This window comes from Gracilimonas tropica DSM 19535 (assembly GCF_000375425.1).
GTDB lineage: Bacteria > Bacteroidota > Rhodothermia > Balneolales > Balneolaceae > Gracilimonas > Gracilimonas tropica.
Map to the genome: position 1 here is coordinate 84,805 of NZ_AQXG01000004.1, position 24,687 is coordinate 109,491.

At 41.2% G+C, this 24,687-nt stretch carries 12 protein-coding genes; 6 read left to right on the forward strand and 6 right to left on the reverse strand.

Annotation, left to right across the window (positions count from 1 at the left end):
• Positions 1-4: 4 nt before the first annotated feature.
• A complete protein-coding gene (locus tag B151_RS0108690; RefSeq protein ID WP_157470825.1) occupies positions 5-1,063 on the reverse strand; it encodes an agmatine deiminase family protein in 1,059 nt (352 codons plus the stop codon).
• A gap of 378 nt (positions 1,064-1,441) precedes the next feature.
• On the opposite strand from B151_RS0108690, the gene B151_RS0108695 reads away from it, so the two are divergent.
• The 3 genes from B151_RS0108695 (at position 1,442) to B151_RS0108705 (ending at position 6,532) form a co-directional block, all read left to right on the forward strand.
• Entirely contained in the window at positions 1,442-2,014 is a 573-nt protein-coding gene (locus B151_RS0108695; protein ID WP_020403238.1) for a sigma-70 family RNA polymerase sigma factor, read from the forward strand.
• 76 nt (positions 2,015-2,090) lie between these two features.
• A complete protein-coding gene (locus B151_RS0108700; protein ID WP_020403239.1) occupies positions 2,091-4,604 on the forward strand; it encodes a serine/threonine-protein kinase in 2,514 nt (837 codons plus the stop codon).
• 311 nt (positions 4,605-4,915) lie between these two features.
• Positions 4,916-6,532 (forward strand): phosphoenolpyruvate carboxykinase, encoded by a 1,617-nt coding sequence (locus tag B151_RS0108705; protein WP_020403240.1) that lies wholly within the window; start codon positions 4,916-4,918, stop codon positions 6,530-6,532.
• A 71-nt stretch (positions 6,533-6,603) separates the two neighbouring features.
• Here the strand turns inward: B151_RS0108705 and prfA are convergent, their stop codons facing one another.
• From prfA to B151_RS19520, 5 genes are all read right to left on the reverse strand, one after another.
• On the reverse strand, positions 6,604-7,683 hold the full coding sequence (gene prfA / locus B151_RS0108710; RefSeq protein WP_020403241.1) for a peptide chain release factor 1: 1,080 nt from the start codon (positions 7,681-7,683) through the stop codon (positions 6,604-6,606).
• A gap of 114 nt (positions 7,684-7,797) precedes the next feature.
• Complete coding sequence (locus tag B151_RS19515; RefSeq protein ID WP_083909890.1) at positions 7,798-11,859, reverse strand: fibronectin type III domain-containing protein; 4,062 nt, start codon at positions 11,857-11,859, stop codon at positions 7,798-7,800.
• Positions 11,860-11,894: 35 nt separating this feature from the next.
• Positions 11,895-17,582, reverse strand: coding sequence for a right-handed parallel beta-helix repeat-containing protein (locus tag B151_RS18305; protein WP_083909891.1), 5,688 nt, complete (start codon positions 17,580-17,582; stop codon positions 11,895-11,897).
• 227 nt (positions 17,583-17,809) lie between these two features.
• Entirely contained in the window at positions 17,810-19,633 is a 1,824-nt protein-coding gene (locus B151_RS0108725; RefSeq protein WP_020403244.1) for a T9SS type A sorting domain-containing protein, read from the reverse strand.
• Positions 19,634-19,910: 277 nt separating this feature from the next.
• A complete protein-coding gene (locus B151_RS19520) occupies positions 19,911-22,262 on the reverse strand; it encodes a T9SS type A sorting domain-containing protein (protein ID WP_020403245.1) in 2,352 nt (783 codons plus the stop codon).
• Positions 22,263-22,478: 216 nt separating this feature from the next.
• Here B151_RS19520 and B151_RS0108735 point away from each other — a divergent pair, with 216 nt between their 5' ends.
• The 3 genes from B151_RS0108735 (at position 22,479) to B151_RS0108745 (ending at position 24,582) form a co-directional block, all read left to right on the forward strand.
• Entirely contained in the window at positions 22,479-23,639 is a 1,161-nt protein-coding gene (locus tag B151_RS0108735; protein WP_020403246.1) for a 5-(carboxyamino)imidazole ribonucleotide synthase, read from the forward strand.
• A 62-nt stretch (positions 23,640-23,701) separates the two neighbouring features.
• Entirely contained in the window at positions 23,702-24,187 is a 486-nt protein-coding gene (gene purE, locus B151_RS0108740; protein ID WP_020403247.1) for a 5-(carboxyamino)imidazole ribonucleotide mutase, read from the forward strand.
• 149 nt (positions 24,188-24,336) lie between these two features.
• The gene (locus tag B151_RS0108745) at positions 24,337-24,582 is read left to right on the forward strand and encodes an RNA recognition motif domain-containing protein (protein ID WP_020403248.1); all 246 of its coding nucleotides are present in this window, start codon (positions 24,337-24,339) and stop codon (positions 24,580-24,582) included.
• Positions 24,583-24,687 lie beyond the last annotated feature (105 nt).

Consider the following 24,687-nt stretch of genomic DNA (forward strand, 5'->3'; position numbering starts at 1 on the left):
TGCGCTATTTTATGGGGGCGTACCATGGCAAGGTAATCGAATGAATAGTTCCGCCACCCCAAATAAGATTAGAACAATCGATGGGAATGATTTTTCTTCCTGGAAAATAAGACTTAAAAAGTCCCATCGCTTTCTGATCATGATGGTGATTGAAGACAGACACTAATACTGCACCGTTGGCAATGTAGAACCCAGTATAATTTGCCGGGCCAAATTTTTGATTTTTAACGGCTTTCTCTTCCGTAATTTCAATTTTTGGAAGCGGTAGGGTCACCACATCAAGTTTACCTCCATCCGATAAAGAGACTGAATTTAAGACACTCAGATTCTCCTGTGATACTTCGTAATACCTATCTTCAGGGTCTTCGGATACCATCGTTAAAACCGTATGATTATTCAACCAACGCGTCAACGTCATGCTATCTGCATGACAATTTGAACCATCTGCTTCAATAGCTCTTAACCAAACAACCTGATCAGCTCCTAAAAAACGCTGTAATGCTGTTTCAATCTTCGTTTTAGAATGCTTATCGTTTCTTTTTTGCCCCATCAGTTTAGATTCCAAAGCAAGAACTATCCCCTCACCGTTTACTTCTACATTTCCTGCGCCAATTGAAACCCCGGGATCAACGCTCGAAATTCCAAACTTTTGCGCAATGTATTCGGGCAGTGCATGATCATATCGCATAGAATTAGATTCGCCTCTACCGGTGAAGGAATTCTGATGCAGTATCACAAAATTTCCCTGCTCGTCTTTAACAAAAACAGACCCGCTGTTACGCGCCCAAATATTATTGATCTTTTTTTGATGGATTATGACACGATCAAGATCGATCGCCCTCCCTGATAGCTTTTGCATGACCCGGTTCCGGACATCAAGATTCTCTACAAAAAGATGGATCGATTCATAAAAATGAAGTTCTTCTATAATATTACAGTAGACCTCTTCAAGTTTCGTAAGCCGATGTCCGGGCCATGTTTCGGAATTTGATGGCCAGTGAAGCTGTGTAGCTGTATGTCTCCACCATTCCGCCGGCATAATCCAGCTATTACTGTTACTCACCTTCACCTTTTTATTTAGGGATTATTTTTCAAACAACTTGATATGTGTATGTTTGAAAAGGAATTTCTTTCTAAAGGGAAAATGTAGGGAAAGTATTTGTCAGGATTTTTATAAAAAAACCGGGAAGGTGTTAGCCCTCCCGGCTTCTTCGTTCCCCGAAGAACTCAATGGCAACATTTAATTGTAATGCCTTTTTATTACTACGAATGTTTGGGGAGAAACAGCTCATTTTATTTCTCTTTTTTGTGAGCTCTGTTACCTCATCGTCTTATTGTATGTTAAATCAAATTGATATCTTTAAAAACTTTAACTATATACTCTTTCGAGTTTTCGGCTATTTAAATAGTTCATATCAAGAGTTAAAGCTGTTTTTAGAAAATGAAGAAAAAAGATGTTACCCAGCTCCTATCAGAATTGAAATCAGGAGAAAACGGAGCTTATGATAAATTATACCCTTTGATCTACGAAGAGCTTCGCCAACTTGCTTACGGGCACATGAAGTATCAGCCGAACCACACCCTTTCCAAAACCGAATTGGTTCATGAAGCCTATCTCAAAATGATCGATCAGTCTCGGATCGAATTCTCTGATAAAAGTCATTTTTTGGCCATCGCTTCAAAATGTATGCGGCAGATCCTGATCGATCACGCCCGAAAAAAGAATGCGGAAAAGCGGGGTGGTAAACAAAAAGACCTCACTTACATCGATGAGATCTTCAGCCGTAAAAAACAAAAAGCCCAGGAACTCATAGATATTGATGCTGCCCTTAATGAATTGGAAAAGCTAAATGAACGCCTTGCAAAAGTGGTAGAAATGCGGTTTTTCGGGGAAATGACTATCGATGATACTGCTGAAGCCCTGGGAGTTTCGGAAAGTACGGTCAAAAGAGACTGGATGAAAGCCAGGGGGTGGCTATATAAAGAATTGAAAGGCCGGTTTGAGGTAGAATAATTGGACTGTTTTATGCTTTGAAATACGTAATACTATTGGCACGGGATACATTCACAAATAAAAGGACATTTTAATCATGGGCAATCTCGATTGGGATCAAGTTGAACGTATTTTAGATGAAGCACTCGATCTTCCGGAGGAACAACGAACGTCATTTGTACATGAGGCTTGCAAGCACAATCCTGAATTGAAAGAAGAGGTGGAACTCATACTTTCATCCATCAAAGAATCGGAAGGATGGCTGGATGATCCAACTCAATTTAAACAAGATTTTTTTGATGAAATTTCCGAGGATCTTGAACATTATTCCGGTAACAAACCTCTGATCGGAAAGAGAATTGGTTCCTATGAAGTAAAGGAAAAGATAGGTCAGGGAGGGATGGGAGCCGTTTACCTGGCTGAACGGACCGAAGGAGACTTTAAGCATCAGGTAGCCATCAAACTCATTGACAGCGAAAAAGCTACCCGGGAAAATCTCGACCGCTTTAAACAAGAGAAAAGGATCTTGGCCTCACTCAACCATCCGGGAATTGCACAGCTTTTTGATGGCGGAGTCACCGAAGACAATATTCCATACATCATTATGGAATATGTGAATGGAATCCCCATTACTGACTATTGTCAACAAAAAGCCTGCCCGGCTTCAGAGAAAATTGAACTATTCATACAGGTTTTAGAAGCGGTTCGAAATGCGCATGAAAATCTTATTATCCACAGCGACCTTAAACCGGATAATATCCTGATCAATGAGGACGGGAATGTTAAGATTCTCGATTTCGGAATATCCAAGCTTCTGCAAAATAAGGGGGATTCTGCATCGGCTTCTGAGTACAGTGGATCAGCTCTAACCCCAAGATATGCCGCACCTGAACAGGTTCAGGACCTCAATATCACTACTGCAACCGATATTTATGCATTGGGATTGGTTTTATATAAGCTGCTTACGGAAGTAAATGCTATCGATTTTGAAGATCGCTCCAAAGAAACCATCAGGTCAGCTATACTTAATGATGTGATCCCCGCCCCTTCCAAAAAAGTGATAAATCCAAAACAGAAGCGAATGCTGTCAGGCGATTTGGATGCCATCATTCTTAAAGCCATTCAAAAAGAACCGGAAGAACGGTATCGCAGTGCCAATGATTTTATCAGTGACCTAAAGAAATACCTGCAAGATTTCCCGGTTTCTGCCCGACCTGACACCCTAAGCTATCGGGGCACTAAATTCCTTAAACGCCATAAGGGCGGCTCGTCCCTGGCTTTTGCGGCCTTGGTCATAATTGTAGGACTCACATTCTTTTATACCCGTCAGATCAAAGAAGAACGCAATCAAGCACAGATCGAAGCTGAAAAATCGCAGGAGATTACTTCTTTTGTGATCGGTTTACTGGAAGAGAACTATCCCGAAAACTCACAGGGAGATACCGTTACCGTTCGCCAAATCTTAGATAAAAGTGTACTCGAAATCGAGTCCATAAATAAGTCCCCGGATATCAAAGCAAAAATGCAGCAAGTTATTGGCCATGCATATAATTCGGTTGGTGAACCACATAAAGCAAAACCGCTATTGACCAAAGCCATTGGGATCCTTGAATCTGAACACATTCAGAATACGGATCTTGCCCATACCTATAATGTAGCGGGTATTATCTACAGGGATCTGGGAAAGCTTGATTCTTCACAAACCTATCTCGAAAAATCTGTATCCACATTCCGGTCTTTGAGCCGCCGACAGGTGCCGGAATATCCAAAAGCGCTTAAAAACCTTGCATATGTTTTGCGATTGAGATCCGATTATGAGGGGGCGTTGAAATGCCTGGAAGAAGCCTTAAAGATCGAGCAACAAATTTATGGTTCGGATAATATCAATATTGCTGAAACGATCTACATCCTGGCCTCGGTAAATCGCTATATGGGAAACTATGAGCAAGCACTGAAATACCAGAACCAATCTTTAGATATGGTACAAGCCAATACTGACGGGCCGCATCCGGGTATTATTGCTAATCTTTCAAACATCGCTGTTTTGAATAATATCCTGGAAAATAAAGAAGTAGCGAAGTCATCATACAAAAAGGCCTTAAATATGGCCCACGACCTATATGGGCCCACTCATCCTGAGATTGCAACAATTTCTGCAAATCTCTCCAGTATTTATACTTACGAGGGAAAGTTTGATTCCGCTAAAATGTTAAGTGAACGGGCACTTGAAGTCTCTAAAAAATCCGTTGGCACCGATCACCCCCGATATGGCAATTATCTTACAAACTATGCAAGAATGTTTTTTTACAAGGGGGATTACCGTAAAGCGGATTCCATCTATACAAAAGCCTTCCAAATCTTTCAGCACCATTACTCGCCGGGACACCCTGAGATTGCATCAGCACTTCAAAATATGGCTGAAGTAGCCATCGCTGAAAATGAGCTTGAGAGAGCCTCAGATTTACTTGAAAGGGCACTAACTATTCGTCGCACAAATTTTGAAAATAAGCACCCTCAGCTTCAGGATAACATCAGCGTTTTGGTTGATGTATATCGTGACCTGGGCATGACTCATCAAGCCGATTCACTTTCTGAGTTTTTACTTAATTAGGAAGTGATTTATTTGGGGCTGTATTAAAAAAATAAGGTGGCTTCAATTTGAAACTCAGGTTTTCCGTGGTCTCTCATTTTTAGCGGTAATATTTTAAGCTGAAGAGGCATCTTTTACTTTAATAATTCAAATCAAGAGTAAAAATAATATGAATATTAAGGCGAAAGTTTCTGCACACATTAGTTAAAAAAGCGCTTCCATGAAAAATCATAAATGGTTTAGATTTAGCTTATTTCGTCTTTCGGCGGTTAAAATTCAATTTTCAAATCCTTACCTTCTATACTCTTAAAAATTTCAATCACAAAAATGATATGAGTGTAGATTACAAGTCCAAACCAAAGAGTAAAATCGGGCTCGATTATCTCGGTTTAGAATCAAATGAAAATGTATTCTGGAACCTATCTCCGGCTGAATTATATGAGCAAGCTATTCTCAGGAACGAAGCTATCCTAACCAAAGATCATGCACTTCGTGTGTTAACAGGACAATACACCGGGCGCTCCCCAAAAGATAAATTCATCGTTGAGCAGTCATCTATACGTGAGGAAATTGACTGGGGAGATATTAACCAGCCCATTTCAGAGGATGTTTTTGAAAACCTTTTTGAAAAAACCGTCAACTATTTGAAAGACAAAGATCTGTTTGTGAAGGATCTTTTCTGCGGAGCCGATGAAGCCAACAGGCTTAACGTTCGGGTGGTAAGTGAGGCGGCTTACCACGGACTGTTCTCACACAACATGTTTATCAATCCTTCGAGAGAGGAACTGGAAGATCATGAGCCCGAGTTCACAGTGTTAGCGGCTCCTCACCTGAAAGCGGATCCTGAAAAAGATGGCACCCGCACCAGTACTTTCATATTGTGTAATTTTGAGAAAAAGATCATCCTTATTGGTGGAACTTTGTATTCCGGAGAAGTTAAAAAAGGCATCTTCTCAGTCATGAACTACCTGTTACCCAAGAAAGGGGTAATGGCCATGCACTGCTCAGCCAATCATGATGAAAATGGAAAAACGGCTGTCTTCTTTGGATTGTCGGGAACCGGAAAAACCACATTATCTGCTGATCCGGAAAAAACTCTGATTGGTGATGATGAGCATGGCTGGAGCGATGAAGGAGTCTTTAATTTTGAAGGAGGCTGCTACGCCAAGACCATAAATCTTTCCCGAGAGAATGAACCGTTGATCTATGCTACCACCCAGATGCCGGGTACTATTCTTGAGAATGTAGTATTGGATGAGAATCGAGAACCGGATTTTGACGATGTAAGCCTTACGCAAAATACACGCTGTTCCTATCCGCTTGAATTTATCCCCAATGCAAGTGCTTCCGGTAAAGGCGGACATCCAGAGAACATTATCTTTTTGACCTGTGATGCTTTTGGCGTGCTGCCTCCTATTTCCAAGCTATCTCCCGATCAGGCTATGTACCATTTCATTAGTGGGTACACGGCAAAAGTGGCGGGCACTGAGCGAGGAGTAACGGAACCTCAAGCCACCTTCTCAGCTTGTTTTGGAGCTCCTTTTATGCCACTACATCCTACAGTTTATGCAGAGTTACTGGCAAAAAAAATCCGTAAACATAATGCAAATGTTTGGCTGGTTAATACCGGATGGACGGGTGGAGCTTATGGTGAAGGCCACCGCATGAAACTGGCTCATACCCGAAAAATGCTCAGTGAAGCATTGGCGGGAAACCTTGAGAATGTTGAATACAGTACGGATCCCATCTTTGGCGTCCAGATTCCAACTTCTATCGAGGATGTTCCAAGTGAGGTCTTGATCCCAAGAAACACCTGGAAGGATAAAGATGCTTATGATGCGAAAGCTAAGAAGCTCGCCGAAATGTTCATTGAAAACTTCAAGCAATTTGAAGATGAAGCAAGCGAAGAATTACTGTCAGCGGCACCTAAGGTAACAGTGAACGGTTAACAAAAATCTAAGACACATTTTTAAGCCGGGATGTTAATGCATCCCGGTTTTTTTATGCCTCAGATATCGCGTTAATCTTCTGCGATAGCGTTCAGTTTTTCCAGGTTCTCCTGTACCCGAAGAGCTTCTATGGCTTCATCAATTCCGCCCTTCATAATATTATCCAGGTCATAGAGGGTTAGATTTATTCTATGATCGGTAAACCGGCCTTGAGGAAAGTTATAGGTGCGTATTTTCGCAGAGCGATCTCCCGTTGAAACCTGACTTTTACGCTCGGCAGCTCTCTCTTTCTGTTTCTTCTCCAACTCCATATCATACATCTTTGCACGAAGCATGGTCATAGCTTTTTCTTTGTTCTGATGCTGAGACCGCTCTTCCTGACATTCCACTACAATCCCGGTCGGTTCATGGGTCAGGCGAATCGCTGAATCCGTTTTGTTAACGTGTTGCCCTCCTGCTCCACTCGCCCTGAATGTATCCACACGAATGTCAGATGGATTGATGTCAATATCCACCTCTTCCACTTCCGGAAGTACGGCTACCGTTGCAGCTGAGGTATGAACACGCCCCTGGCTTTCCGTCTCGGGAACCCGTTGCACACGATGGACTCCGCTTTCAAATTTCATCTTCCCAAACACCGCCTCGCCTTCCAGTTGAAAAACAATTTCTTTATAGCCGCCTTTGTCTGATTCTGCGATGTTCATCAAACTCATTTTCCAGCCTTGCTTATCGGCATAACGTCGATACATATCAAACAGGTCGCCGGCAAATATGGCGGCTTCATCCCCACCGGTTCCGGCACGAATCTCAACAATCGCATTCTTGGAATCCTCAGGATCTTTAGGAATGAGCTTCATTTTGATCTCTTCCTCGAGTTTAGCCAATTGCTGCTTGATCTCCTTATTTTCCTCACGTGCCATTTCGGTGATCTCAGCATCCTCATTCATTTCGATCAGCTCATTATTCCCCTCTTGACGATTTTTGAGATCCATCCAGGTATCGTAATCTTGCACAAGCTCCTCCAGATCACTTCGCTCTTTAGTTAGCTCAGTATATTTTTGAGGATCATCGAACACAGCCGGATCGCTCATTGCTGCATTCACTTCTTCGAACCTTGATTTAACTTGCTTTAGCTTTTCTTCTATATCCATTTTTTGGGCTGAATTTATTTCGGCTCGAAATTAAGGATTTCAGGGAAGGATTGATATAAAAAAAGCCGACTCTGTAATTGAGTCGGCTTGAAAATTTATCCTTGAGGCAGGGATCTATTTAATGAGCATCAATTTCTTCGTTTGAACGAAACTACCGGCCTCTATACGATAGATATAGGTTCCTGATGAGAGATTACCTGCATCAAACCGAACCGTGTAACGTCCGGGTGCCTTGCGTTCATTGACAAGTGAAGCTACGTTCCTGCCTAACATATCGAATATCAGCAATTTCACCTCAGCCGCTTTCGGTATTGCATAGCTTATATTTGTAGAAGGATTGAATGGATTTGGATAATTCTGGCTCAAACTGAATTCCACCGGTAATTCATCAGCTTCATTGGCTACAGATGTCTGAACATCAATCGTAATGGAAGCCTGTACAGACCCTCCTTCTGAATCCGAAACCGTGATGGTTAGAGTACCTTCTCCCTCAAAGCCGGGAGCTGAGATCGACACTGAAAATTCATCCGGATTGAGTGCCACAACGATATCATCCGGTGTTACCGAGAGCTGGACATCCAAATCCGGTAAAGTATCCTCAATATCGGTTATGGAAGTATCCAGACTTAGTGAAAAGGTCTCATCATTTTTGAATGATATACTTTTCGGAAGGCCCGTTATTTTGGGAAGGTCGTTAACGGGGGTCACCTCAACCGTAAGAGTATTAGAAACCTGAAGGCCTTCAGTATCCAACGCTTCAACCACAACTGATCCTGTACCAAATTGATCTTTTACAGAAGACAAATACAAAGTATCTGTTCCGATAGATGCTTGGATCAAGGACCCCTCAGAAACGGTAATTTGGTAGCTTAATGTACCTCCCTCAGGATCTGAAAAGACATTACTTAACTTGGCAACGGTTACTTTTCCAAAATCCTCAGAAAGCGTCAAGCTTCCCAGGCTCGAGATCACTTCCGGTCTTTGGTTCATTTCACTGATGGTTGTAAAACCTGAAACTGCACTCCAATCACCTATCCCGGTTTCATTTTTTGCCCGTACCCGCCAATAATACTGGCTATCATAATTCAATTCATTTACCTGGTACATAGTATCTGCCAAAGTTGAACTCATAACAATAGAAGTAAAATCAGAGGCTGTTGATAATTCAACCTGAAAAGAATCTGCATAGGCAATATTATTCCAAATTAGATTGACCAGGGTGTCAACATTCGTTGCATTATTGGCAGGACTAACTAAGATCGGTTTTTCAGGTATGGGCTGCTTGGTCGTAAAAATATAGCTTACCGACCAACTTGATGTATCTGAACTCGTCGATCCAATGGTTCTAACTTGCCAAAAATAAGTGCTTGAGTAGTCTAATCCTGATAAATCTGCAGAGGTGTCTAAACTTGTATCTTGTACAACTACCGTTCCAAAGCTTGATTCTGAAGAAACTCTGTATTCATAACCTTCTACATTTTCAACATTCTCCCATGTTAATGTGAGGGCAGTATCTAAACCAGTGGCATTGTTAAGAGGAGTCAGCAAATCAGGAGCACCTACCGGGCGTTTCCTTGTTGTGAATTTAGCAACAGCACTGTATGAACTTTCACCACCTTCGTTTTTTGCCAGAACTCTCCAAAAATAAGCCGTTTCATACGAAAGACCATTTATTGAAAGTAAAGTATCTGTTAAAGACTCATTTATATCAATAGTATTGAAAAGCGAATCTGTAGAAACCTCAACTCTGAAAGAATCTGCGTTTGTACTGCTGGTCCATTTTAATTGAAGTACAGTATCTGCATTGGCAGTTCCATCTGCCGGACTTAACACTATTGGTGCTGTGGGCGGTCTAACAATGGTAGTAAAGCTTCTTTCCGTTGACCAATTCAAGGAAGAGCCCTGACCGTTAATAGCTTTAACCCGCCAGAAGTATTGTGTGCCATAGTCAAAGCTCAATGCTAAACTGGTATCTGAAAGTACACTATCAATCTGAGTAGTTGAGAAATCTGAGGTTGAGGAAACCTGTAACTGATATTCTCCCGCAAGATCTGCGCTGTTCCATGAAAATGTAACCAGTGTATCCAGACCTGTTGCATTATTAGCCGGATTCACGAGACTCACATCTCCAGGCAAGCCAGAAAAAGTGGTGAAATTTTGAATTGACGACCATGTGCCCTGTCCACCATCATTGATACCTGCTACTCTCCAATAATATTGGGTTGAGAAATCCAGGGAATCTGCTTCAAAACTGTTAGCAGATACCATGGTATCGATAGTTGTAGTACCAAAATTCTGATCGGTAGAAATTTGCACCCGATAAGAATTAGCCTCTGAAACTGCATCCCATGTCAAAGTAAGAGCTGTATCCACATCAGTGGTATTATTGCCGGGCGACACTAATGAAGGAGCAACGGGAGGATTTACCCTGCTTATGGTAATTAGACCTGGGATTGGAGTTGTGGTAGGGACCGACGGTGAAGGTTCATTGAAAGAGAGTTCTTTCAGATTAACAGGAATCTGCTCGCCATCCAAAACCGAATTCTTGGGTGCAAACATCAATTTGATTACAGGCTGAGTACCTGAAAGCGCAGTTGTACCTGCTCCGGCAATTCTAATAAAATCGGCCGAATCTCTGCTCTGTACACTTAATCCTGCCGCTTCAGATTGGGTTCCACTAAGGTCTAAGCCAACAAAGCTAAACTTTGAAGTATCAAATGAAACTTCACTTTCGAAAGCGAAGATAGAGTAGGAAGAAAGTTCATTGGTATAAAGGCCAATCGTTGCTGTATCGGGATAGGTCAATTCAAGAGAATCCAGGTATGCATCGAAATCGTTTACACGCACATTAATTTGATCCGATGGGAAGTTCTGATCATCCCGCGCATTGATAACCACATCGCCTCTTGAAACGCCTGTTAACAAGCCCGTACCATCAATACTGGCTATAGATGCATCGGAAGTTTCCCATGAGTATGGGGCCGTGCCATTTCCACCGGTAACACTAAATTGAAGAGTGTTTCCTATACTTACGGCAGTATCTTGTGGAGCTATAGGTATATCCGGAGCGCTGTTTACCGTGACGGTGGAATTTTCAAGATCTGCCTGTAAATTTTCATTTAACAAGCCTGAATTAAAACTTACACTTGAATTTCCGGTTCGCTCATTCGTGACTTCAAACCTTAAAATATATAAATCACCTGTACCTGAAAGACTATCTGTTCCTGCTGCCGCTATTTGAACCCTGTTATTATCAATGTTTACGGTAGGATTACCCCAAATGCTTGTTCGAGGTGTTGTTAAGACTTCCTTTAATGACAAGTAACTATCACTGAAACTGATATCCAATTCTAAAGATGTTACAGCCAAGCCAGTCAGGTCTGATGATCTGACCGGTAGATCCAGGGTTAATGTTTGGGTGATAGAAGTATCGGGGATACTCAAAGAGAGATCCGTAAATGCATTAGGTAAAATTGTAAAAAAAGCTGTTGAGTCCCTAAGACCGATTGCATCTACTGCTTTAACCTGAACCGTTCCGGTTGTATTTGCTACAAATTGCCCGTTCGCATCAATTTGTGCAATATTCGAATCCGTGATCGTCCAGGTTATGGGGTCAGTTGCATCTTCTTGCAACTCGAACTGTAAGGTATCTCCTTCAGTAATTTGGATATTACTTTTCGGATAGATTCGTACACCTAATGTTCGCAAAGATCCATTTTCTGTAGTCACGGCCGGAGAACCTTCATTGAGCTGTGCTGAAATAAATTCCAGATTGCTGCTTCTAAAGTAATCTACCTCTGAAAATGCCTTAACCTGTAAGTAGACCAACACACTGTCACCAGAAGCAGTTACGGTATCTGAAGATGCAAAAGCCAAACGATCAGTTCCTTCAAAATAAACCACGTTACCAACCGATGACAACATCGTTCCTGACTTATTAATGCCTACGATGTCGAAATAACTTTCATTAAAACTGAACTCAAATTCTCCTGCAATAACCCCGTCAGAGCTCTGCAAATTTGAGACATAAATTGGCACATCTATTGTTTCGCCGGATCTAAGTGTGGTGTCAGGCAATGACAGACTGACCTGCCCATAAGTAAATGTAGGCAGAATCATGAGCAGGAGTATTCCCGCCCATTTCAACTTATCCATTTTATGCTTTAAAGATCTCATAATTACTCCTTTTTATAGATACAATTCATGCCTGTTTACTTGATCAGCAGCATTTTTCGTATCTGTGAGTAATTCTTATTTTGATCTCCATTAAAGTCTATTCGTAACAAATAGGTGCCACTGCTAAACTGACTGGCATCCCAGGATACCTTATATCGACCTGCTTTTTGCTTGGTATCTACCACGGTTTGCACCAATTGTCCGAGAATATTGAAGACCTGAATCTTCACTTGTCCGGCTACAGGTAGATCGTAAGCAATATTAGTGCTTGGGTTAAATGGATTTGGATAATTTTGTTTCAGATCAAATTCAACAGGGATATCACCAAGAAGCTCTTCGTTAGAAGTGTAGGTCTGATTTACAAACTCAGTAATATCCGTTTCGTTGATCATAAATTTGTTGAAACTCATGTTACGAGTCCCTTCATTGCTTCCCTCCTCCTCGAAGTTAAAGCTGAGTGAAGCTAATACGCCAGATTTAGTGATCACTTTGTTTGCAGCAAGTGCGACCCTGATCGTATCTCCATCGATTCTATAATCCATGCTGAATACATCCGCAAAGTCTGACCCTGCTAATTCTACTGATTTCACATTATGGCCGGGCAGAACTACATCAAATTCATTGGAAAGAATGTTGATGTCTTCTTTATTCTCAATATTCATCAGAACATGATCATCCTCAACTTCATAAGAAAGAGCAATGGCTTCGGTCATGTCATAAGAAGCTCGTTTGCCTTGTCCCGGGAAGCCGGAAATATTGCCAACTACGAACTGCAGGATATAAGACGCATCCATGGCTGACACATCCCCATTTCCTGTCACATCCGCAGCAGCCAGTGCGTTTCCACTTAATGATATAGATCCCACAATTTGCTGAAGTACCGATGAAGCATCAAAAGCTGAGATGGTTCCGTTTTCGGTGACGTCTCCAAGAAGAATCCCGTTTCGACCCGTTAAGAATGGCCGGTAGTCAACGGCTCCTTCGTTTACATTTATGTAATCACCCTGTCCATTTAAGTTTTGGTCTGAACCTTTATCTACCAAGGGTCCTGTAGGATCTCCCCAATAGTTATTCTCGGCCATAATGGTATTTGAATTGAACTTATTCATAGCTCCATTTTCGTTATCGTAGAAGTTGTTCAAGTGAAATACCGGGCTTCCTGAAGAATACCTTCCTATGTTTACACCATAATTATTGTTATGGATATCTGAACTTCTAACCGTCCCACTTGAGCTTCCATCAAATGAAAGACCATACGAATAGGCATAAGAAATTGCAGAAGAATCTACCAATGCATCAGAGTTATTAAAATTCAAACCATACTGACTGTATCTAACAATGGTATTTTTTACAATACTGCTATCTGTAGACTGTCCATTAAAGTAAATCCGGTACCAATCGGATGGCTCTGGCACCACTCCTGTAGTATCCCGGTTGGTATTTCCTCCGTAGGTATCATCCTTAAAACTGGTAAAGACGATTTTATTATCAACTTCACCCATAGATAAGAAGGTACCTTCATTATCAATGCTGTGACGACCATTGAACTTGACGATAGTTCCCGGGCTAACAACCAAGGAATCTCCTGAATTTACCCTGATTCCTTCATTAACTACGATAATATTATTGGTGTATCCAGCCGGCTTAGTTCCTCCTAAAACCCCTTGAATAGTACCTCTAAGATTGATAACACTATCAATTTTATTGTCTTGAATGACATTATCCTGATAGAAATTACCCTGATCGTTTATGGTATTTGGTTTGCTTATGATTCCCGTTACACCAATCGGATACTCATTTCCTTCCAGGGTATCACTTACAATGTTGGCTCTTGAACTGAGAATTCCCGTGCCTGCATTATTCGTGATGCGGTTTCCGGCAATGGTCAAAACGGTATCTGAGGTTGCTTCCTCTGTAACGGTGGCAAATAAACCGTGCAAACCATTGTTTGATATGTCATTGAACTGAAAAGTCATTGGTGCCGGTGCGTTGACCGCATAAATTCCTTCTCTTCCGTTATTGCTAATCTCAGTATTACTGACCTCACGCAAGAAACCAAATTTATAGGAACTGGATGGCCCCCGATTCGTCCGAATGCCATAATCTTGATTATTTGATACCACCGAATTTCTTAAAGTCAGTGACGTACTGGCCGAACCGCTATAGTTTCTTACTTCAATACCATTTCGTGAGTTCGTGAAAGAAGAACTGTCAATGGTTACTTCGGTATTGTAGAATGATAGGGCATAACTATAAGCATTTGAAGAATGTAGATTGTTCCAGGTAGGCACAATACTTTCTTCTCCACCATTATAGTAAATATTATCTCCACCATATTTGATGATCATGTTGGAAAGATCACTGTATTTGGTGTTTTCGCCCGAGCTATGATCAAAATAAATCTGATTCCAGTCATAAGGCTTTGGAGAAACGGTATCTCCCACTGCGGATGTTTTACCGCCAAAATTATCATCTCTGTAACTGGTGAATACTACGGGGTTACTATTAGTACCTAAAGATTTCAAAATACCATTGTATACGTGGAATGTAGAACGGCCATCATGCCCTCCTTTTATGATAACTCCGGGGTCAATATTCAACGTATCTCCGTTATCTATTGCCCTGCTTCCTGTACTAAGCATATACACCCCTGAGGTGATCTGATCCGGAAAGTTGGCAGAAAGCGTGTCTTTCAAATATTCCTGATATAGCTCAATGGCATTATTATAGGTGTTATTGGTAAAAATATTTCCATCATTACCAATATCATCCACATAACGATATCCTAATTTACCGTGCTGTGAAATTCCAAATTCGTTGCCATCAAAGGTATTATCAATAAACTTGGCGGCTGATGAGCGCACCCCTGCCTGACCATTGTCTGCAAAGGTATTTCCGGCTATTGAGATATCTTCCCGGTCCATATCCCGGTGGAATATCCATAATCCAAATTCATTATTATTGGAAATAGTATTACCTAAGATAGAAACTGCGCTTGCAGGATAGTTTAATTTCACTCCGGTATTATTACCGGTAATGGTAGAATTTGATAATTCCTTCAAAGCATAATGAATGTAACTGCTTGAAGGGCCCCGGAATGTTTCTATACCCTGGTCTCCATTGTTACGAATAATTGAATTGCGAACCGTCAATTCTCCCGTTGGTAAACTGGTTTGATAACTACGAGCATATATTCCCCAATCATCATTATTCTCGATGAGCGCATTATCGATGGTTAGCGTAGCATCATGAATTACTATGCCATGATTTGAACTATTCTGGATTGTAAGATTGGTAAAGTCGTTGGTATATGTTATAAAACCATAAATTTCAATTCCGGTTCTGGCGTACTTAACAATTACATGATCCAGTAATGACTGTTCTGTATCAGAATTAGTGTTGTCATCCAAAACTATGGCACTAGAATAATCTCCTTTATCTGCAGAAGTTGTATCTGTTACCGGGTTATTGTTACCGTTGATCGTATCGTCTCTGTAACTGGTGAATGTGATTGGGTCTGCCTCTGTAGCATCAGCTATCAATAAGCCTCTTACCCATAATCTTTGATTGTTCAGCATTTTGATAACCGTACCGGGCTCAATCGTTAAAGTATCCCCTTCCTCTACATTGTAAGATGTTTGATTTTGATACATGTACGAGCCGCTGGCAATACCGGCAGGTAATTCAGCACTCAACGTTCCTTTGAGCCCACGACCTAATAATTCCAAAGCATTCTGGTAATCATTGTTTGCAAAGGTATTATCGTCTGTTCCGGTAAGGTTGGTAAAGTTAAAATTGACGGGGCCCCAAATGCCTAAACCAAATTCATTCCCCTCAAAATTATTGCCATACATCCGTGCTTGAGTAGTTCTCAATCCTGTTTCTTTGTTATTCAGGAATGAGTTATTGACAATCTCTACCTCTTCAGTAGAAGCATTAGGAGTGTAAATATGAGCACCCGACAAGTTGTTGCTCTCGATAGTATTATTGGCAAAGTAGAGGCTGCTATTATTTCCACTCGTCATATCAAAACCGTAATCTCCGTTGTGTGACATCGTCGAATTTGTAACGCTGTCTACAACAGCTGTGGCATTACTGTAATTATCAATATACACCCCGGATCTGCTGTTGTAACTAAACTCTGAGCTATCAATACTAACGGTAAAACTTGATCCACTTCCAACATTTACAAAAAGACCATGATCCTGATTTCTCTGGGCAACTACATTTTTGATATCTACAGAAGTTGATACTTCAAATCCATGGTTACCGTTCGCATTAGATACTATATTCTGAAAAACCTCAGGTACAGCAGTAATTCGAACCCCTGTTCTTGAGTTATTGTCAACAAACATATTTTTTAGTTGAACACTCGGACTTTCAATATTTACAGCCGTTCCACCTGAACCTGCGTACCGAACATTCACGTAATTCAATACTGATGAAGTTCCAGAATTGGTAAGACTCAAATAGTTCCATTCGCCCGGAGAAGGCATACTGTTTCGTCCATCTCCATTGGTATCTCCCCCATACACATCATCCGTGATAGAGGTAAAGGCGATTACGCTATCTTGCTTACCATCAGCATACATAGTTCCGTTAATCGTCAAATATCGACCGGATTGAAACTTGATATTTGTACCGGGTTCAATGTAAAGAGTATCATTAGTAGCCAATGAAATATTATTTGCTACCACATATACCGTGTCCGCATATAACGTGTCGTTACCGGCAAAGTTCAAAGTAAGCTCCTTGGTGGGTAAGTTTGCTGTACCCGATAACCAGGGGTCAAAATCTACATTGTTGCTAACATCATCCCCGATACCAGCTGGGTTGGTTAGATTACTCGGACCGGAGCGAGCTCCCCAATAATTATATTCTGCTTTTACACCTGAAGCTCCTTCATTGATCAGTCCCCAAGTAGTATTCCCTTCAATTGAGTTATCCTCAATAAGCGGTGAGTTTGAACCGGCTTCAATTACCCGAACCCCGATATTATTACCACGAATGCTATTGAATTTCACTTCTGCTGTAGATCCATTATCCATGAAAATACCAACCCCGTTTGTATCAATGGTTGATGCTGTAATGGTAGGAGAAGCATTAATAGGTACCCGAATACCTCCTTGTGTATTCCGATATACCATAGAAGAATCAACGGTATAACTCAAAGACAGATCTGAAAAGATTCCGTATCCGCCGTTATCCCGAAATGTAGATTTAAAAATATCAGGACTTGAAGCTCTCAGATCAATACCATGCAAATTACTGTACTGAAAAACACTATTCGTAATATCCACAGCATAAGCCCCGGTAGTGTATGAGATAAGTGCTCCGCCTGTACCTGCTCCTCCATATTCCAGAATTACATGGTCAATGACAGATCCTACATTTGAGTTATTATTGAACCGTATGGTATTCCAATCACCCGGACTTTTGATTGAGGCACTCGATGTGAATAGAATCTCATCAGTCTCTGTACCATCTGCCACTAAAGCTCCATTCACCAATAATGAAGTTCCTGAGTTAAATTGTACTTCCACCCCAGGCTCTATGGTTAGTGTGACCCCGGAAGCAACTGTAACTGTACCCGTTACCTGATATGGACTATTTGCAAGTGTCCATGTTGTAGAAGTTGTGAGTGTATCTGAAACGTTCGTTTGAGCTTGGCTTGCAATGATAGTAAACATGACAAGCAGGAAAGATAGTAGAAACCTTTTCATTTGTACCTGGTTTGATTTAAAATAGTTGTTGTAAAGAAATTGAATAATCAGTGCTTAATCACTACCCGAATATGTAGTATTTATACTTTACAGAATACAATACGAAAAAGATTTGGGTTTTAGGTCATCGAATCTTCTATTTGTCTACTTTTATGAATCATATCAGAAAAAAAGCCGATTCAAGTACTTGAATCGGCTTTAATACAGTTCGTTTTATTTTCTTTTCTTTATTTGATCAGCATCATCCGTCGTGTTTGGGAGAAACTTCCAGCAGAGATCCTGTAGATATAGATTCCGGAGGAGAGATTGCCGGCATCAAACCTCGCCGTATGATTTCCGGCTTGTTTCCTGCTGTTTACAATCGTGGCAACTTCCCTTCCCAATAGGTCATACACACTTAACCTTACTTCAGCTGCTTCCGGCAGTGCATAGGAAATATTCGTACTTGGGTTAAACGGATTTGGATAATTTTGTTTTAATCTAAAGTCTGTTACCCTCTTAGTCACTCGTTCATTCGAAACCGGAACCCCATCAAGGTTATCGATCACGTATAAATATTCCCGCTCACCAAAAATGTTACCGCCAACAATCATATCCGCAGAATCATCACCATTTAAATCTGCCATATAAACCAATCTCCCACCAATACCACTTGCATTCTCGAATTGATCTCTTTCGCCATAAATGGTGAAGCCTTGTTCTTCCGTAAGCTCGAGCAAAGTGATTTCTGCTTCAAGATTATCCTGAGCCCCAAATATCAGATAGGTGTTTCCCGTTCTTCTGCCATCATCACTGCCTGAACCAATGAGCAGGTCTGCAACACCATCGTTATTCACATCACCGGTAGCAAGCGTTCTTCCAATTTCATGGGTTTGAAAATCTTCATCACTAATGGTAATCGTTGTAATTCCGCTAATAGAAGACAATGTATCGGTATCAACCTGTAGTACGGAATCCACTTCCATTCCCGGGAAAACGTAAATCAAACCGTTAGCATCTCCTGAAGCACCGTCATCATTTATATCACTAAATGGAGCTCCAACAATGAGGTCATCCATACCGTCGTTGTTCATATCGGCAGTTTCTATGGCAAAACCCATGGCTTCTTCATTGCCTCGGGCATTAATGAACTTTACTTGCCCTTCCTCTAAAGAAAATACATCTACATCCTCAGCAGGAAATTCATCCATCCCGTAAATGAGAACCACCATTCCTCGGTCAGAACTATTAGCAGGATCCGTCATTGCAAAATCTACCAAGCCATCTCCGTTAAAATCACCGGTTGCGATCTTGCGGTTTGTACTTATGCTGGGATAATCTGCCTCAATTCGGAATACCGTCTCATAGTCTGCAGAGAACTCTAAATTTTCTGAGATATCAGTACTCTGAATACCTTCAGTACTTCCATAAACTCCAATTAACAGTTCTCCGCCATTATTCAAAAACAGCAAATCATCAATCTCATCCCCGTTTACATCCGCAACATCTACATCCATTCCAAGCCGGTTAGAGTTATTGGCTCCTTCTACGGTAAATCCCTGCTCATTGCTCATTTCGGTTACATTTAACTCTGCCTCAAAAGGTTCATCTGTTCCATGAATGATGGTAATGCTGCCTGTATCTAAGGAGCCGCCTCCTGCGAGTCCGATTACGATATCGTCGAACCCGTCATCATTAAAATCTCCCGTGGCCAGGGCTACACCATCTTCTGCCTGCTGGCTTGTGAATCCCCGGATACGAAATCCTATGGTACCATCGAAGTCTGAACCAAAAGATGATGTTCTCAGCTCGGTATCTTCCCGGTCTGCATCTCCAAAAACGACAAACATAGAGGGCCCGGAAGCAAATATAAGATCTTCCAATCCGTCCCCGTTGATATCACCTGAAGCTGCTGCATTGTAGGAAGCATATTCTAAATAATTGGTAAAACCCATTTGCTCGGTCTCGAAATCGTCGATTTCGTAACTGACCTGTGCTAAAACTTCTGTTAATGTGCTTGACAATATCACTATGAGAACAAGTGATTTGATGAATAGTATTGTTTGCTTCATATCTAATTTCTTTTGTTGATAATAGTTTTTTGCCCTAATAATTACAGCATGAACAACATATATCTTTTTATATTTACTAAAACTGCATAAAAAGGTAGTTTTTTTAGGATATATCTATTCAACTTAAGCTTAAGCTGCTACAAGTGGATATTCTCAAAAAAGCAGTGTGTGCTATGACAGATAGGTATTCATCATGGGATAGAGTGATTAGTTTCCCTCATAAAAAAAGCCGATTCAATTTCTTGAACCGGCTTTCCAAAGCTAAATTTGGCTTTTCTTATTTAATTAGCATCATTTGTCGTGTTTGGGAGAAACTTCCGGCTGAGATCCGGTAGATGTAGATCCCGGAGGAGAGGCTTCCGGCATCAAACCTTGCCGTATGATTACCGGCTTGCTTCCTGCTATTGACAATCGTAGCAACTTCCCTTCCCAACATATCATACACACTGAGTTTGACCTCTGCGGCTTCCGGCAGTGAATAGGAAATATTCGTGCTTGGGTTAAACGGATTTGGATAATTTTGGGCCAGCTTAAATTCAACGGGTAGTTCTTCGAGTTCATTTGAGGTAGTAAATGAAGCCACTACCGGATCCGAAGCTAAACCAAAGTTTCGGTTCTCATCTACGGCTATTACCACGTATTCATAGCTCCCCTGTTCTGCCGGTCTGTTGATCTCAATATTTGTCGAATTGGTAAAGCCTAACGAGTTTTCCAGGTTATATTCACCATCTTCCAATAAGTACACATGATAACCATCTACATCCGGGGCATTAACTGCATCCCAGGTAAAGGTCATGGTATTTTCAACATTGTTGCTATTCAGATTTACAGAATTAACTTTTGCTGGCGCAATGTTATCTTCAGCGTAGCCCATCATAGAAGGAGTAGCTCCCAAAATAGCCCCACCGGCACCATGAATGGTTACCATAAATTGAAAGGAATTATCAGCACCAGGTTCCTCATCCGAGGGTTTGGTATCATACACCGGTACTGTTGCGGTTGAGCCGGCTCCTTCAAAATATTCGGAGCGATGAATGTTTTCCCAATTCTCTCCATTTTTCACCCAGACTAACCAATATTTGGTATTGATATCGGTACTTCCAACAAGAAGTCCATCCAAGGCTATTTCAATATAACCACCTTGGTCATTTGGTCGGTCCCCAAGAGAACTGATATTGATAAATGGGGTACTTTCAGGCTTTTCGGTGGTGTAATTATATTGCTCATATCCATCGAAATAGGTCGTCTCTCCATAAGAATAAGAGTAAGTCACCTTGGTTCTGTATCCATCTGCATCATACTCATACTCTGTGGTATTGCTGTAATCCAATACTCCTTCATAGTAATATTTACTGACATCCTTGGTACGATAATTATTTTCATCATACTCGTACTCATAACCGCTTGTAGGAATCCATTCTTGAGTATTACTATCCCAATAATAGTTGTAACTGGATAGCATATACCCTTCAGTATTAGCCGCCCAGGTTGTTCTTCCAGAATTGACCCACTCACCTAAATCAAAATCATAATATTGAAAGATGCTTTCAGTTTGATACCCATTCTCATCATAGGTATAGAGCCATCTAAATGATGCCTCAAACCAAACTTCATTCTCAAAATCCCAATTATGGTAGTTCTCTACTAAAATATTTCCGTTTACATCTGTAGAATCTATATCATATTTAAATTTGTAGGCCAGATCACCGGTTTCTGTATCATAATCTTCGACTAATTGCTCATCCCAAAAGCCTTCCTCGGTATAGGCGTTGGTTATTTCACGATATACTTCCCAGGCTCCATTCTGCCAATTGAAGTAGGATGAACCTAACCAAGCTCCTTCCGCATCATAATTGTATTCTCCTTTCCATTCATTATACCATATGTCACCTTCTCTGTATTGATCAACTATCGAGGACCGGTATCCACTTTCATCGTAGCTATAATTTGACCGATAGTTTTCCGATTCCACCTCACCATATTCGGTAGTGTACATTTCGTAGTAGGCAGCACTGGTAAGATTCCCCATTTCATCGATCCAATACTCACTCTCATAAATATCTTGCCAGCCGGTAGATGCATAATCATAGTAATCTTTATATGAATAATATGAGGTATCAGATGCTAAATTGAACGAACTCACATAGCCGGGCATCCAGTCTCCATCTACATATTGCGCTACCTCATTCTGAGTAATATTTCCATCTTCATCCTCAGAGTACATATAGTATGCCCTTTCAGATAATACGGCATCCTCCAATGTTCCGCTTTCCTCCCACACATCATACCACATGGACGATTCCAGCCATTTTTCATTCACTACCTTGCGCATTTTTTTTCGTTGAGCGATTTTTGACTCATTTTCAGCTATCGACAACATGAACCTGGTTTCCAAGTCCATTCCACGCATTCCTTCTGTCCTAAGCTTTAAATTTTTCAAGAAGGATGCATCATCCCTTGCTACTTTCAGGAACTTTTCTGCCCCCATTTTATCAATCATTGTTTCAATGTTGCTTTCGTTTTGTAGTACCATTTCTGAATTTTGGGCAAATACATGGCTAGTTCCCATTATTACCACAAAAAAAGACATAGCAAGTACGTAAAGCGAATATGTAACTTTAGCTTTCATTTTATTATGTATTAAGTTAGCGGGTCCGAAAACCCAATTAGATATTACCCCAGCTTATACCCCAAGCCGAGCATATATTTTTGATATTTCTTTAATAACAATTTTCCTAAAGCATTTCAATGCATAGATATGCAGTAATTGCTAAAGCAGAAACATTTGTTTTAAATCAGTTGTACCTTTGATAAGCAGTAACGGAAAAACAAAAAATTAAAATTTATGTCCCGTACCTCCCTCCCGGCAAACCTCAAACTTGGATTTTTAGGCGCCGGTCAGCTGGCACGCATGAGTTCCCTTCAAGCTTTTCGTTTTGGAATTCAAGTAGCCGTTTTCTCGGATCGAACCGAGAATGAGCCCATGCAATTTATGACCCCTTTTTCTACTTCCGGATCATTTGAATCGGTGGATGATATGGTGGCTTTTGCCAAAGATTGCGATGTTATCACCCTGGAAAATGAATTCATCAGCTCCGACATCCTCAAAGAAGTGCAGGAAAAAAGTGGCACGCCCATTTTTCCATCTCCAGACAGCTTTTCTCTGATCGAGAATAAACTGATTGAAAAACAAACTTTTGAGAATGCCGGAATTCCCGTTACTCCCTATAGATTAGTGAAAAGTGAAAGTGATATCGAAGCATTTGGAGAAGAACATGGCTGGCCTTTTCTACTCAAATCTTCCAAGGGCGGGTATGATGGTTATGGCAATGAAACGGTTAAAGATCTGAAGTCTGCTAAGGAGGCTTTTGATAATTTGGGTGGCAATAAAGGCCGGGATATTGTAGCGGAAGCTTTCGTAGATTTCACCAATGAAATTGCCGTTCAGGTCGCCCGGAACGAAACCGGTCATGTGGTGTATCCTTGTTGCGAGACGGTGCAGGAAAATCATATCTGTGTAGCTGTTTTATCTCCGGCTCCAGTAGAAGAACGGTTTCAAAAAAGAGCTCAGGAATTAGCGCTAAAAGCCACGGAGGCCATTGATGGGAAAGGGATTTTTGCCTTTGAATTCTTCCTTACCAAAAATGGCGAAGTTTTGTTGAATGAATCGGCTCCACGACCGCACAACTCCGGTCATTACACTATTGAAGGGACCGTGGCTTCTCAATTCGAAAACCATGTTCGGGCTGTGCTGGGACTTCCTCTCGGTTCAACCCAATTAAACAAACCGGCCGTTGCCATGATCAATTTGCTAGGCACACATCAACGTCCGGCTGAAACGGATCATATCACAGAGGCGCTTAAAACCGAAGACGGGCATCTGCACGTGTATGGCAAGATCGACAGTAAAGTAGGCCGAAAAATGGCGCATTATACCTTACTTGGAGACAATCTTGAAGAAACCTATAAAAAAGCACTACATGTGACTCGTAAGATTGAGATTTGAAATTCTGAATTCTGAGTTCTGAATTCTATCTTACCGAAAATTAAATTAAAGCAAAAAGCACAATGAGTACACCGATTGTAGGAGTGGTAATGGGCAGCGATAGTGACTGGCCCACCATGAAAGAAGCTGCTGATATTTTAGATCATTTTGGAGTGCCTTATGAAAAAAGGGTCGTTTCTGCTCACCGCACGCCGGATGTAATGGCCAATTACGGGAAAGAAGCCCGGGAACGTGGGATCAAAGCCATTATAGCCGGAGCCGGCGGCGCTGCACATCTTCCGGGAATGTTGGCAAGTCACACTACCCTGCCGGTTATTGGTGTTCCGGTAAAAACTACTGCCCTGGGTGGCGTGGACAGCCTTTACTCTATCGTACAGATGCCCAATGGTATTCCGGTGGCTACCGTTGCTATCGGAAAGGCAAAAAATGCCGGATTGCTGGCCATTCGAATGTTGGGAATGAATGATGAATCGTTGGCTGAAAAGCTGGAGGCCTATCATCGGGAGATGGCTGAAGAATCAATGAAGAAGACAGACAATTTAAAATAGAATACGACTTTTGCTTCCTGCATTAGTTGTACTTAATGTTCACATAAGCTTTGTGAAATTCACAAAATAGCGTACTTTTGAAGTTGGAATCACGATCTAACTTGTGATGATCATTTTTCCAATTTCAATTTTAAACACACTTAGACATTATGAACATTTATATCGGAAACCTGAGTTATGGCGTTTCCAGTGATCAACTTAGAGAAGTTTTTGAGGCTTACGGTTCTGTAAGTTCAGCAAAAGTAATTACTGACCGTAATTCGGGGCGTTCTAAAGGATTCGGTTTTGTAGAAATGGATAACAAAGCGGAAGCAGAAGCTGCCATTGAACAATTGGATGGGGCAGAAATTGATGGACGTCCTGTTAAAGTAAACGAAGCAAAGCCTCGTAATTAAACGTACGCTTATTTCTTTTTTACTCAAGCCTTTCTCATTTCGGGAAAGGCTTTTTTATTGGGTAACTTTTTGGTGTGAATTCAGTACGAACACGCAACTTTCAAT

What these genes read in the sequence shown, in the direction of transcription:
- B151_RS0108695 (WP_020403238.1), top strand. Translation starts at nt 1,442, where the DNA reads ATGAAGAAAAAAGATGTTACCCAGCTCCTATCAGAATTGAAATCAGGA.
- B151_RS18305 (WP_083909891.1), bottom strand. Translation starts at nt 17,582, where the DNA reads ATGAAAAGGTTTCTACTATCTTTCCTGCTTGTCATGTTTACTATCATT.
- B151_RS19515 (WP_083909890.1), bottom strand. Translation starts at nt 11,859, where the DNA reads ATGAGATCTTTAAAGCATAAAATGGATAAGTTGAAATGGGCGGGAATA.
- B151_RS0108735 (WP_020403246.1), top strand. Translation starts at nt 22,479, where the DNA reads ATGTCCCGTACCTCCCTCCCGGCAAACCTCAAACTTGGATTTTTAGGC.
- B151_RS19520 (WP_020403245.1), bottom strand. Translation starts at nt 22,262, where the DNA reads ATGAAAGCTAAAGTTACATATTCGCTTTACGTACTTGCTATGTCTTTT.
- B151_RS0108725 (WP_020403244.1), bottom strand. Translation starts at nt 19,633, where the DNA reads ATGAAGCAAACAATACTATTCATCAAATCACTTGTTCTCATAGTGATA.
- B151_RS0108745 (WP_020403248.1), top strand. Translation starts at nt 24,337, where the DNA reads ATGAACATTTATATCGGAAACCTGAGTTATGGCGTTTCCAGTGATCAA.
- B151_RS0108700 (WP_020403239.1), top strand. Translation starts at nt 2,091, where the DNA reads ATGGGCAATCTCGATTGGGATCAAGTTGAACGTATTTTAGATGAAGCA.
- B151_RS0108705 (WP_020403240.1), top strand. Translation starts at nt 4,916, where the DNA reads ATGAGTGTAGATTACAAGTCCAAACCAAAGAGTAAAATCGGGCTCGAT.
- purE (WP_020403247.1), top strand. Translation starts at nt 23,702, where the DNA reads ATGAGTACACCGATTGTAGGAGTGGTAATGGGCAGCGATAGTGACTGG.
- prfA (WP_020403241.1), bottom strand. Translation starts at nt 7,683, where the DNA reads ATGGATATAGAAGAAAAGCTAAAGCAAGTTAAATCAAGGTTCGAAGAA.